This window comes from [Clostridium] symbiosum (assembly GCA_036419695.1).
In the GTDB taxonomy this organism is placed as follows: Bacteria; Bacillota; Clostridia; order Lachnospirales; family Lachnospiraceae; genus Otoolea; species Otoolea symbiosa_A.
Window position 1 is genome coordinate 2,245,202 of record CP143946.1, and the last position, 13,369, is coordinate 2,258,570.

Genomic DNA, 13,369 nt, shown 5'->3' on the forward strand with positions numbered 1-13,369 from the left:
AGAGAACAGCATTATAAAAGACAAAAAAGATAAAGAGGAATAACAGAGTATGGAAAAGATGTATCAGGACGATGACGAAATAGAGATTGATCTCAGAGAACTATTGTTTGAACTGAAGAAAAAAATATGGTTTATCATCGCAGGCCTTTTAATCGGCGCGGCGGTGACGGGTGCCTACAGTAAATTTCTGATTACGCCGCAGTATAAGTCGGAAGCAAAACTTTATGTACTTTCAAAAGAGACAACACTGACATCCCTGGCGGATTTACAGATCGGAAGCCAGCTTACGCAGGACTATAAAGTTCTTGTCGTCAGCAGGCCGGTACTTCAGGGTGTTGTTGACCATATGAAGCTCGACATGACCTACAGGGAACTTGAGAAAAAGATGACTATTGACAACCCGAACAACACACGTATTCTTACGTTGACAATAGAGGACCCGAACCCCTATCTGGCAAAAGCAATCGTTGATGAAATAGCCAACACCGCTTCCGATTATATCGGAGAGATTATGGAAATGGTACCGCCCAAACTGATTGAAGACGGTGAGGTGGCGACGATTAAATCAAGCCCGCATGTTCTCAAAAACACCATCATCGGCGGAATCCTGGGACTTTTACTCGTATGCGGAATTATCGTTGTAAGAGTGATATTGAACGATACGGTTAAATCGGAAGAAGACGTCAGCAAATACCTGGAGCTTCCTGTACTCGCCGTAATTCCGAAAAAAGGAAACGGCAGCGACAGAAAGAAAGGCCAGGGAAAAGAAAAGAAATCCCGCAGTACGGCCAGGAACACCAAGGTGCCGTCTGTTGATAAGGAACACGGCTCCGGCCAAAAAGGCAGTACCGATAAAAAGGAAGGGGGAGAACGCAAATGAATGAAGAAATAGTAATAGAGGATTTAATCAGCCCCGGAGAGAGCGGTATGGGAGAACTGGTTCTGAAAGGATTTGAAGTAAACGATTATCAGTATGAAGAGGCGATGAAAACGCTCAGGACCAATATCCAGTTTTCGGGCAATAACATACATACAATCATGTTCACCAGCTCTGTGCCGAATGAAGGGAAAAGTGAGACCACGTTTCAGTTGGCGGCATCCATGGCCCAGCTAGGTAAAAAGGTGCTCTTAATTGACGCCGATATCAGAAAATCGGTGCTGGTTTCCAGGTATCATCTGGAACATCAGGTGGACGGCCTGTCACAGTATCTGAGCGGCCAAAGTAAAAAAGAAGAGGTTATTTACAATACCAATATTGAAAACCTGAATATCATTTTTTCCGGTCCGTTTTCACCAAATCCGGCGGAACTTCTCGAAGGAAACCTGTTCGGAGAGCTGGTAATGTGGGCAAGAGGATGCTATGACTACATATTGATTGATTCGCCGCCTATGGGAAGCGTAATAGACGGAGCCGTTATCTCGCGTCACTGTGACGGGGCGGTTCTTGTTATCGAGAGCGGGGCTATCAGTTACCGTCTTCTTCAGAAGGTCAAGGGACAGCTGGGAAAGAGCGGCTGCCGTATCCTTGGGGCAGTGCTTAACAAAGTCGATATTAAACAGGGAAGCTATTACTACTATGGCAAGTACGGTAAATATTATGGGTACGGCCATGAAGATTCGAAACAGGGGAAAGACGCCAAAACGGTTTCCGTTTAAGAGCTACAAGATTCAGGAAGCTTGTTGGCGGCATTATTTAACAGAAGTACCGTGCGAAGGACATGCTTTTGTATCGTTCCGGTATGTACGGCAGGAAATTACTGAGATTAAGCTTTAAAGTTATAAGGGAGCAGGGTATGAAATGATTTTAAAAAATAGAGCATTCTACATGGTATTGGATATAGCGGCAATCATTATTTCCTACATATTGTCGGCGATTATCAGGGAACCTGTGTTGGCGGGGAAGTCCTCGCAGGAACTCTGGTTTGGTGGAATGATGCTCCTGGTAGTTTATGTGCTCGTTATTCTTTTTTATGCACCCAAAAGAGGGCTGATGAGGAGGAATAACTGGAATGAATTCCGAATTGTAGTAACTATCAATTTCCAGATGGCGCTGTTGCTGTCGCTGCTTCTCTATCTTTGCAGAGTCGGAACAAGATTCCCGAGATCGTTTTATATTGTACTGTTTTTCTTCAATGTAATCTGGATGTATCTGGGACGGGTATTTCTCAAAAATGTACTGTTTTCATTTTACAGAAATCCTCAAAATAGAAAACGTCTGTTTATCTGTTCTAATAAGGAAAATGCGCTGAAAGTGATGCACAAATTCGTGACCTCTTCTATGTATGACTATGAGGCGGTTGCCCTGATGCTGGTGGACAACCAGAAAACCGAGGAAAATGAGAGAGTGGCAATCTACCGGATATTGCATCGGGATTCCCGTTCGTATATGGAAGAAAGCAAGGAGAGCCTGGAAGATTTCCTCAGACATCAGGTGATTGATGAAGCTTTGCTCAGCCTTCCGGAGTCGGGCAGGGAAGAAATCAGCCGGTTTGTCAGCAGATTGGAGACGATGGGAATCAATACCCATGTGACGGTAAACAGTTTTATCCGTGGAAATAAGGAAAAGATGGTAGAAGATTTTGGCGTTTACCATGTACTGACCTACAGCCCAAGGATTTTTGAACCGACGGAAATGTTTTTGAAGAGGGCGATGGATATTGCCGGCGGGCTGGTCGGACTGATTTTGACCGGTGTTTTGAGTATCTTTGTCATTCCGGCAATTTGTCTTGAATCGCCGGGAGCGCCTATTTTCAAGCAGAGCAGGATAGGCAGAAACGGCCGCCGGTTTTATATTTATAAATTTCGTTCCATGTATAAAGATGCTGAAGAACGGAAAAAGGAGCTGATGGCCCAGAATGAGATGGATGGCCTGATGTTCAAAATGAAAGATGATCCGAGGATAACGAAGGTAGGAAAATTTATCCGGAAGACCAGCATTGATGAATTTCCACAGTTTTACAATGTCCTGAAGGGTGATATGAGCCTGGTTGGGACAAGGCCTCCCACAGAGGAAGAGTTTATGCAGTATGAGGAGCGCCATAAGAGAAGACTGAGCCTGAAACCGGGACTTACCGGTTTGTGGCAGGTGAAAGGCAGAAGCGAGATTACGGATTTTGAGGAAGTTGTCAAACTGGATCTCGAATACATAGATAACTGGACTATCTGGTCGGACATTAAGCTGCTGATTGAGACGGTATTTGTGGTGCTGTTCCAGAGGGGGGCAACCTGAGGGGTGAGTATAAAGGAAAATGAAAGGATAGGCTCGCCCTTCATTTAAAGAGTTTTTCGATTGAGAGTCTTTCGTTTAAAGCGCATTAAGTAAAAGCAGGAGAGTAACAATGGTTGAGAAAACAGAAAAGGATAAGAAACAAAATAAGTTCATGCATAGCAAGCTGTTTATCGCCGTTATTTCCCTGTGTGTATTGATTGCAGCAATCCTGTTTATTAACTTTAGCTATAACCTGTACCTTGATAAGAAAAAAGCAGAGGCAGGCATCTCCGAGGAAATTGGAGGAGATGATTTGGAGGCCGCGTCAGGTAGGGCGGGTAATGGTGTCATTGAACTGGATGGGAAGAAGTACCGCAGAAATACTGCGATCAGGGCAATCCTTTGTATCGGTGTTGACACCCAGGGGGAGATGGAATCCTATCAGGCCTCCGGCGTGGCCGGACAGGCGGACGGACTTTTCCTGGTAGCCCAGGATATGGCCAGGGATACGGTTAAAATATTGATGATTCCCAGAGACACGATGACGGAAATTACACTGTTTGATTTGATGGGAAATGAGCTGGGAAAAGATACCCAGCATTTGACACTGGCATTTGCCTATGGCGACGGTAAAGAAAAAAGCTGTGAGCTGATGAAGGAGGCTGTGTCGGATCTCCTGTTCGGGCTGAAAATTGACGGCTATCTGGCCGGAAATACAAGTTCGATCGGCCTTTTGAATGATGAGGTAGGCGGCGTAACAGTCACAATACCGGTGGACGGGCTGGAAAAACGTGACCCGGAACTTGTGAAGGGCAGAGAGATTCATTTGAATGGGGAACAGGCTGAGATATTTGTCCGATACCGTGATATCACGGTGGCTCAGACGGCAATCAGCCGTATGGATCGTCAAAAACAGTATATGGAAGCCTATTTAAAAAGGGTAAAGGAAGCGGCATCAAAGGATAATACGCTGATTACCCGTATTGTCAATGATATTGAGGAACATATGGTCACCAACATGGCGAAGGATCAGTATCTGGATATGGGGCTTGCGTTTCTGAACAGCCAGCAGCAGGTAGGCCAGGGAGACTTTCTGACCGTGCCGGGAGAGGCGGTCGAGACGGAGCGGTTTGATGAATTCCATCCGGATCTGGAGGGACTGAAACGGATGGTGGTTGAGCTGTTTTATAAGGAAGCCAATTAGTCGAGGGGGAAGACTAGTCCTGCATCCGGTAATCTACGGGCCGATAGTTTTCAACCGGCAATTTCCGGCTGAATCGTATCCAACGGGGAATTGATATCGGCAATTTCCAACAGGAAGCCGTAGTAAAGTTGACAATAATTAGCTGCCGAAAGGCCGCTATTTATTGATAAATATTTTTAAGAAAGGAGCAGTGGAAGACATGAAAAAGCGATATGTAGGCCTGTTGATTGCAGCAGCTCTGATGGTTCAGCCTATGACTGCATTTGCAGCAGGAAGCGTAAGCTCCAGACCGTCGTCAGGCGGAAGCAGCACTCGCAGCGAGTCTCTGAAAACAGGAAAACTGGATCAGAGCGCAGCGCCGGTTGTTAACAATGGAGGCGCCGCTGGAAACAGTTCTGTGTCATTTGCCACAGATACAAACGCACTTCGCGATGCTGGTTTATCCTGGGATCTGATTGAGAAAATCAATACGATCAATGCAGGAACTGAAGCTCTGTACCGTACAATTGGAACTACCAATATGGTCGGTTACGCAGCTTTAGCCCCAGTACAGACAGCACTGGCCGGAAACGGTGTAAGTGTAAACCTGTATGTGCCGAACCTGGTTGAAGGACTGAACGACGTTCAGGTACTTTACTACAATCAGGCAACAAAGGCGTGGGAACTGATGGCACCAAGCAGCATCAACTATGCCACAAAAGAAATTTCCGTTAATTTAAGCGGAACAACTCCATTTACGATTGTTTATAAGAAGTAAGGATTTACGACTTCGGAGTAGATAGGAAAACTTGGAGAGAGTGTCCCTTGTTCCGCTGGGACGGGAAGTTCTGGAGGGATGGGGGATATGTGTGGAAAAATAGATAAAATGATAATTTATAATTTAATGGTAACAGATAGAATGGTTTTTAGAGTGAGGAGCTAATTCATGAAAAAAATTTTAATGGTATGTGAGGCTTTCGGTGGAGGGGTTTTTACATATGTCTCACAACTTTGTAACGACATGATAGATTATTTTGAGGTTTATTTGGCATATTCGCTCAGACCACAGACGCCGAAGAATTATAAAGATTTTATTGATTCTAATGTTCATTTGATAGAAGTAAAAAACTTTGGCAATAAAAGTCTTATTAATACTATAAAAGTTATTAAAGAGTTGCATAAAATTGAACAGGAAATTAAACCTGATATTATTCATTTACATTCGTCTATTGCAGGTGGCTTGGGACGACTCGCTTATAGGGGGGCGACTAATACTGTTGTCTATACTCCGCATGGATATGCACATATTCTAATGGGGAGGAGTAAAACGAGTAAAGTGTACGAGATTTTAGAGAAAATGTTAGGAAAAACGAATGCTATTACTCTAACCTGCTGTGAAAGTGAAAATGAAGTTGCTGAGAAACTATGTAAAAGGACTGCATACATAGAAACAGGTATAAATTTGCTGGATTTAGCAAATTCACTCAATGATATAGAGGCCGTAAAAAATGAAAAATTTACTGTATTTACTCTTGGACGTGTGTGTGTACAAAAGCAGCCATGTATTTTTAATAAAATAGCTGAACTTGTTCCAGAAGCAAAGTTTATTTGGATTGGTAATGGAGAGTTGGAAAAAGAATTAAAAGCTTCTAATATAGAAGTTACAGGATGGAAACCGAGAAAGGATGCTCTAGCCATGGCGAAAGGGGCAGATGCGTTTATTCTTTGCAGTTTAGGAGAAGCAATAGCAATGAGCCTTATTGAAAATATGTTTATTAAAAAGTTGGTTTTAGTAAGTAATACTATGGGAAATAAAAGTGTTATTCATGATGGGATTAATGGATATGTTTGTAATTACGCTGAGGAATATGCCTTTAAAATTAAAGCTGCAATTAAGAACTTTCCCAAGGAATTACCAGAAAAAGCATATCAAGATGTGCTTGAGATATATAATACAGAGGTAATGAAAAATAAATATATAAAATTCTATAATTCATTATTATGATTTTTTCTGGGTTCTATAAGAGAGATATTAGTTTTTAGAGAAGAGGTATATAATGATTTACATTTTGTTATTTTTATTAGTAGTTTTATTTGGAATAATATACTTTTTCTCACGAGATATTTTTTCGCCAAGTTGCGTCTTGTGTGAGTCTTATATTATATCAATTATTTCAGGAATCATTCATAGTAAAATGTTAGGATGGGATTTTAACATTAGCTTAAAGACATTTGGATTATGTTTAATCGGAATGGTGATTTTTGAGTTAGCTTATGGCTTTACATATTATATACAAAAAAAAACTCTAATTAAGAACAATATTGAGACAAGAAGATTTGCATTACATTCTATAGATATAAGTCGAACCAAAATTGGTATTTTAATTTGTATTCAAATAATAGTATTGATTTTATATATTTATTATTTTGTGAAAAATATAGGAGGTTTAAGTATCGCTACAATTACTGATACTATGATGTCATATAGATCGTCTTATTATTTTGAAGATAATGCAAACTCAAATACATTGATACCAAGTTTTGTAACACAGATGACAAAAATTAGCAGAGTGATTTCATATTTTTGTATTTACATTTTTATTTTAAATAAACTTAATTCAGATGATAAAAAAACAAGAAATAGATTATTATTGATACCATGTTTGATTTATATACCCATAGTTCTTTTATCGGGAGGACGATATTATATCATTATGTTTTTTATCTCAACATTTATTATTTGGGTTATTCTCAATAAAGTGCTTAATAACAAACAGGTATTATTAAAAAATTTCATTAAAATTGTTGCTTCTATTCTTTTTGTATTGCTCTTTTTTTCAGTAACTAGGACATTAGTGGGAAGAACTAGCACAACGGGAATACTTGAGTATATAACGGGCTATTTGGGAAGAAATGTCAAAATGTTAGATATGTATATAAACGACCCAATAACACAGAGCAATATATGGGGGCAAGAGACATTTTATTCTCTTAATAGAATTTTGTATAAGCTAGGAATTCTTAAGGAAAAGTATACTATATATTTAGAATTTAGATATTTAAATGGAATATCTATGGGAAATACTTATACAGCATTTAGATGTATGTATAACGATTTTGGCATGATAGGTGTAATTATTTTACAAACTATTGAGGGAATAGTATTTTCGTTAATTTATAGTTTTATCACTTTGAAAAAAATAAATACTTATAGCATCTTAGTTTTGTTATATTCAATGTTAATAGCGACTCTTTTTATGCATTCGTATTCAGAGAGTTTTTATAATGAGGTTATTTCATTGAGCTATATTATTTTTATAACGGGGTTTTATGCACTTGGTTACTATTTGAGAATTTATTTGAAGGATAGTGGGATTATTTCAATTAGGAGAAAAATATGATACCTAAAATTATTCATTACTGTTGGTTCGGTAAGAGAGATCTTCCTAAATCTGCAATTAAATGTATGGAAAGTTGGAGTCGTTTTCTACCTGGCTGTGAAATAAAAAGATGGGATGAATCGAATTATGACTTTCGGAAGAGAAACTATACTTTAGAGGCATATGAGATGGGAAAATATGCGTTTGTTAGTGATGTGGCAAGATTGGATGTCGTGTACAACGAGGGAGGAATATACTTAGATACTGATGTTGAATTAATTAAAGACATTACCCCTCTTTTACACTATTCTGCGTATATGGGATTTCAAGGAAAAAGTAGAGATGGAAAATGTTACGTCAATACGGGAATTGGCTTTGGTTCAGAAGCGGGTAATCCTATTATTAAAGAAATGATAGAAGATTACGATAAAGTTAATTTTATTAAAAGAGATGGTTCATTGGATATGTTATCTTGTCCTGTTAGGAATTCTAAAGTTCTAGAAAAACATGGTCTGATTTATAATGGTCTGAAACAACAATTGGAAGGGATAGTGATAATGGAACCCTCTGTTCTATGCCCAATGGACGAAATAACTGGTAGGTTAGTTATTAATGAGTCCAAGACTTTATCGATACATTATTTTGATGCAACTTGGCTTTCAAAAAAAAAGCGAGTAAAGCGATGTATAAGAAGGTTAATAGGACCAGATTTATTAAGATTTTATTAAATATAAAGAAGAGGTAAGGAATAAATGAAATATAGTGCGAGATATTTTAGAGAAAGCATGCCTGAATGGAAAAGAAAAAAGGATCCAATTTTTGTAAGAGCATTTTATAGACCAGTATCATTTTATGGTTCCGCCTTTTGCGCAAACCTGGGAATTAAGGCGAACTATGTTACGGTTTTTTCACTATTTATTTCATTTTTTGCAGCAATATCATACTTTTGTTCTAATCACAGCATAAACATAATAGGAGCAAGTTTAATTAACTGTTGGCTTGTCTTAGATTGTATTGATGGAAATTTAGCTAGAAGTGTTGAACGGCAACCTTTTGGAGAATTTCTTGATGCTATGGGCAGTTATATACTTGTTTCATTTTTAGGAATAGGAATTGGCGTATATGTATTTAAAAATGGAGGTCTATTTTTGTTAAGTAATAATTACTGGTGGATAATTCTTGGAGCTTTAATTTCAATTCTAGATCTTTTAATGCGTCTAACATATCAAAAATATAAAAATAATTCTGTTGAGTTACAAGAATCAGGTGCAATACCAGTTGAATTGGATAAAAGATTAGCTCATGATTCGTCAACCAGTATTCGAACAAGAATAGAAATGGAATTTGGAATAGCTGGTATTCTACCGCCAGCAATATTAGTATGCACTATTTTAAACTTTCTTGATATTATTCTTGTATACATGTTTTTGTATAATTTAACAGGGTGTATATTAGTAATAATTCTGTATACTAGAAAATCATTAAAGTATATAAATAAACCAATAAGGTGAAAAATATGGATACATTAATTAGTGTGATTGTGCCTGTATATGGTGTGGAGAATTATTTAAGCACATGTATTGATAGCATAATTAAACAGACATATGCAAATATAGAAATAATACTGGTTGATGACGGTTCTCAAGATAAAAGCGGAGAATTGTGCGACTACTATTTAACACAAGATTCTCGTATTAGAGTGATACATAAAAAGAATGGAGGACTTTCAGATGCACGAAATGCGGGAATTGATATATGTAATGGAGAGTTCATTTCTTTCATTGATAGTGATGATTATATCTCGCCAATATTTATAGAAATTCTGTATAATGCGGCAAAAAAAATGAATGCTGATATTGTTACTTGTTCTAATGCGGTTAGTTTTATTGATGGAGTAGCTAAAAAAGTTGAACTGGAAACAAAATTGGAAAGATGTAACATAGAAGAAATAAAGCAAAAAGAAGTGATAAGAAAAATTTTATACCAAAGAATTCCAAATGGTGCACCGCATAGATTGTATAAACGATCTATTTTTAATGAACTTAGGTTTCCATTTGGATATCTATTTGAAGATGTTGCTACAGTTTATAAGGCATTTTTTTTAGCAAATAAAATAGCTATAGTAGATGCTAATCTTTATGCATATAGAATCAGACAAGATAGTATTGTGAGAATGAAATTTTCTGATAAAAAGATGATCGCAATTACTATTGGAAAAGAACTCTTTGAAAATATTTCATTATTTGATTTATCGTTAAAAAAAGCAGCGGCATCTAGAGCGTTTGCTTTGAATTTTCAGGTATTCTTGCAAGTTCCACCTAATGATCAAGAGAATCTAAAAAAACTATGGGAAGAAATCATTAAATATAGAAAGTTAGTTATAAGTGATTTTGATACTTATATTCGTCCTAAAAATAAATATGCAGCGATACTCTCTTTTTTGGGAATGCGTACTGCACATAAAATAGGGAGAAGAATATTATATAACAATTAAATGAAAGTCCCAATTCCCCAGCTATGCTGGGGAGAATAATGTAGGTGGAAATGGTGAGGATATCAATAAAAATCTTCCTATGTTTCAATGAGAATGGTGTCGCAAGCCAAATTCAAACATAGGAGGCAGTCCAAATGGACAATAAAAGTTTATCACACACTCGCCGGAAATGCTTGTACCATATCGTATTCATACCCCAATATAGAAAGAAGACATTGTATGGAAAGGTGCGAGAAGACATAAAGAAATATTCACAACATTACGTAGATACAAAGATGTTGAAATTATTGCAGGAGCAGTATGTTTGGCTCATGAACATCTTAGTGTAGCAATACCGCCTAAAATAAGCCTTTTGTCATTCAAGGGATATTTAAAGGGAAAAAGTACCCTGATGGTATATGATAGGCACCCAGAATTGCAAAGTAAATGGGATAAGGCATTCTGGGCGAGAGGCTATTATGTAGAAGCAATCGGTAATATTACTGATGAAGCAGTACAAAAGTATATAAAAGAGCAGGTCGAGGAATCAAGAAGAGAAGATTTCGGAAGTACCGTTTTATAGCAGACCAGTAAAAATGCTTGCGATACCGCCCTTTGGGGTGAGCAGTAACAATGCCCCTTTGGAGGGGCAAACATAAACCACTATTTGAAGTGGTGGTTGCTAACTTGGATTGTATGGAGGAATATATATTAATGGCTTACAATAGCAAAAAAAAGGCCAGGTATTTAGTTGGCAATATAGGGCTTTTTATGATTGCTACATTTTTGCCCAAAACACTTACATTTTTTATGGTTCCACTATATACAAGTTGTTTATCAACTGTTGAGTATGGGGCAGCGGATATGTTAACAAACACAGTTTCTTTATTAATGCCAGTTCTAACGCTTCAAATTCAAGATGCAGTAATGAGATATGCGTTAAAAGAAGATTATAGCAAAGAAGATGTGTTAAGTGTAGGCGTAAAAATAACGCTAACAGGTGGTGGATTACTTATTATTTTATTGATAGTCTTAGTTAATATAAATATTGTAACAATTAATATATATTTTTTGTTTTTTTTATGTCTAAATTATTTTACGGGATCATTAAATAATGTGTTGGCATATTTCTGCAGAGGGATAAACAAGATAAAGATAATAACGATAAGTAGTATACTTAATTCATTACTTACAATTGGATGTAATCTTCTTTTTTTATTGGTTTTACACTGGGGACTAAATGGTTATTTAATAGCTAATTCAGTTGGTGCTGCGGTGAGAGTTTTATATATTTTTTTCGGCGCTCAGCTTTATAAAAAATTTACTTGGAAAAATCATTCAAAGAATATAGCAAACGATATGATCAGTTTTAGTATTCCTATGATATTCAGCGCACTTTCATGGTGGATTAATAATGCATCCGATAAATATATCTTAACAATATTCAAAGGGGTATCAATCGTCGGTATATATGCAATTGCAAGTAAGATACCATCTATTTTAGCGGCATTTGGCGAAGTTATAGCGAAATCATTTTCAATATCAGCTATTAAAGAGTTTGATTCAAATGATACAGATGGATTTTTAGGAAAGAGTTATGGAACTATCAGTTTTTGTATGGTTTTTATTTGTTCTTTAATTATGATATTGAATGAAAATTTGGCTAAAATAATGTTTGCTAAAGAGTTTTATGCTGCATGGAAATATGTTCCACTACTTCTTGTTTCAATAATGTTTAATCAACTTTCATTATCTTGTGAAAATATTTTACTTGGAGTAGGAAAAACTAGTATAATTTCAAAAACGGCTTTAATGGGAGCTTGCATCAATACTTTCCTAAATTTTATATTAATACCGATATTTGGTGCTTATGGGGCAGCATGTGCTACTGCCTTTGGCTTTTTTTTAACATGGGTAATACGCTACCAAAAAGTTATTTTATATGTGAAGTTAAAGAATAGTATTAGGAAAGAAATAATTTCATATTTTTTAATAACTATCCAGATGGTATTGGCTTGCTTTGGACATGCATACTTATTTATCCAAATAGTGATATTAGGTTTGATGTTAAATATATATTTTGAAGAATTAAAAAAAATAGTTAAATTTGTTATACATGGTTGGCATTAAGTTTTAGATCAATTTATTTTTTTCCACTGATTATTTATATTCAAAAAACTAGAATTGAATTAATATCCTAGAAAAGCTGAAAGTTAGAATTGTAAGTTATATTATGTTTACCAAAGCCGGAAAAAAGAATTTATGGAACCAAATTCCTACTTTAAAAGGCGTTATAGATTGATTTTGCTTGGCCATATAAGTTTTTTCGAACAGAAAGGAGATACATGAACATAGCAGTAGTTTTGGCAGGTGGTAACGGAACTCGTGTAGGTTCCGACATTCCCAAGCAGTTTATCAAAGTTCAGGACAAACCAATACTTGCATACACTCTTGATAATTTCCAGATGAATCCGGAAATCGACGCGATTGAGATAGTCTGCCATAAAGATTGGGTGGACGAGGTAAAGTGGATTTGTGATAAGTATGATATTTCAAAGTTCCGGTGGCTTACCCTCGGTGGAGATACCTTCCAGGAATCAACTATGAATGGAATCTTTAACTTAAGGGAGAAAATTTATTTAGAGGACTTACTGATACTCTCTTTTGGCGTTTCTCCGTTTACTACACCGGATATTATCAACGACAGTATACGCGTTGCGAAAGAGCACGGTAATGGGATAAGCGCTGAGAATTCTGTACTTTGCACATGCATTAAGGACGATGAGTATAGTACGACACAGAATCTTATCCGAGAGACAATAATGGGCTTTTCAAATCCGTGGACGTTTAGGTTTGGAGAACTTATTGAGGCTTATGAAGAAGTAATAAGACGAGGAATACTCTATGAGATTGAGCCTCATACTACCTCTGTGTATTTAGCCCTTGGAAAGCGTCTCTGGTTTTCAAAGAGCAGCGGTCATAATTTCAAGATTACAACGCGGGAGGATATTGAACGATTTGAAGGGTTGCTGTTACTTAAAGCCAAGAGAGCACACAAAGGAAAAACGATTGACTGGTAAATGAAAGTCCTAATCCTCCAGCTATGATGGGGAGAATAGTGTAAG

General features: G+C 37.0%; 12 protein-coding genes and 1 pseudogene. All 13 read left to right on the forward strand.

Annotation, left to right across the window (positions count from 1 at the left end; all coding sequences use genetic code 11):
* Positions 1-49: 49 nt before the first annotated feature.
* The 13 genes and pseudogenes from V3C10_10305 to V3C10_10365 all read left to right on the forward strand — a co-directional run bounded on the left by V3C10_10305 (position 50) and on the right by V3C10_10365 (position 13,324).
* Entirely contained in the window at positions 50-880 is an 831-nt protein-coding gene (locus V3C10_10305; GenBank protein ID WVP64169.1) for a Wzz/FepE/Etk N-terminal domain-containing protein, read from the forward strand.
* Between the two features lie 47 nt (positions 881-927).
* Positions 928-1,656: a CpsD/CapB family tyrosine-protein kinase gene (locus tag V3C10_10310; GenBank protein WVP64607.1), complete on the forward strand. Its 729-nt coding sequence runs from the start codon at positions 928-930 to the stop codon at positions 1,654-1,656.
* A 142-nt stretch (positions 1,657-1,798) separates the two neighbouring features.
* The gene (locus V3C10_10315) at positions 1,799-3,229 is read left to right on the forward strand and encodes a sugar transferase (GenBank protein WVP64170.1); all 1,431 of its coding nucleotides are present in this window, start codon (positions 1,799-1,801) and stop codon (positions 3,227-3,229) included.
* A gap of 109 nt (positions 3,230-3,338) precedes the next feature.
* Complete coding sequence (locus tag V3C10_10320) at positions 3,339-4,412, forward strand: LCP family protein (GenBank protein ID WVP64171.1); 1,074 nt, start codon at positions 3,339-3,341, stop codon at positions 4,410-4,412.
* Between the two features lie 199 nt (positions 4,413-4,611).
* Positions 4,612-5,169 (forward strand): hypothetical protein, encoded by a 558-nt coding sequence (locus tag V3C10_10325; protein WVP64172.1) that lies wholly within the window; start codon positions 4,612-4,614, stop codon positions 5,167-5,169.
* A 168-nt stretch (positions 5,170-5,337) separates the two neighbouring features.
* Positions 5,338-6,396, forward strand: a complete 1,059-nt coding sequence (locus V3C10_10330; GenBank protein WVP64173.1) for a glycosyltransferase — start codon at positions 5,338-5,340, stop codon at positions 6,394-6,396.
* Positions 6,397-6,448: 52 nt separating this feature from the next.
* Positions 6,449-7,792: an O-antigen polymerase gene (locus V3C10_10335; protein WVP64174.1), complete on the forward strand. Its 1,344-nt coding sequence runs from the start codon at positions 6,449-6,451 to the stop codon at positions 7,790-7,792.
* Positions 7,789-8,499, forward strand: coding sequence for a glycosyltransferase (locus V3C10_10340; GenBank protein ID WVP64175.1), 711 nt, complete (start codon positions 7,789-7,791; stop codon positions 8,497-8,499). Before V3C10_10335 ends, V3C10_10340 begins: the two co-directional genes overlap by 4 nt.
* Positions 8,500-8,523: 24 nt before the next feature.
* Positions 8,524-9,282, forward strand: coding sequence for a CDP-alcohol phosphatidyltransferase family protein (locus tag V3C10_10345; GenBank protein ID WVP64176.1), 759 nt, complete (start codon positions 8,524-8,526; stop codon positions 9,280-9,282).
* Between the two features lie 5 nt (positions 9,283-9,287).
* Positions 9,288-10,265, forward strand: a complete 978-nt coding sequence (locus V3C10_10350) for a glycosyltransferase family 2 protein (protein ID WVP64177.1) — start codon at positions 9,288-9,290, stop codon at positions 10,263-10,265.
* A gap of 134 nt (positions 10,266-10,399) precedes the next feature.
* Positions 10,400-10,827 (forward strand): annotated as a pseudogene (gene tnpA, locus V3C10_10355) (IS200/IS605 family transposase).
* Positions 10,828-10,958: 131 nt separating this feature from the next.
* Positions 10,959-12,374, forward strand: a complete 1,416-nt coding sequence (locus V3C10_10360; protein WVP64178.1) for a polysaccharide biosynthesis C-terminal domain-containing protein — start codon at positions 10,959-10,961, stop codon at positions 12,372-12,374.
* A gap of 215 nt (positions 12,375-12,589) precedes the next feature.
* Positions 12,590-13,324, forward strand: a complete 735-nt coding sequence (locus V3C10_10365; protein WVP64179.1) for a 2-C-methyl-D-erythritol 4-phosphate cytidylyltransferase — start codon at positions 12,590-12,592, stop codon at positions 13,322-13,324.
* Positions 13,325-13,369: the final 45 nt, after the last annotated feature.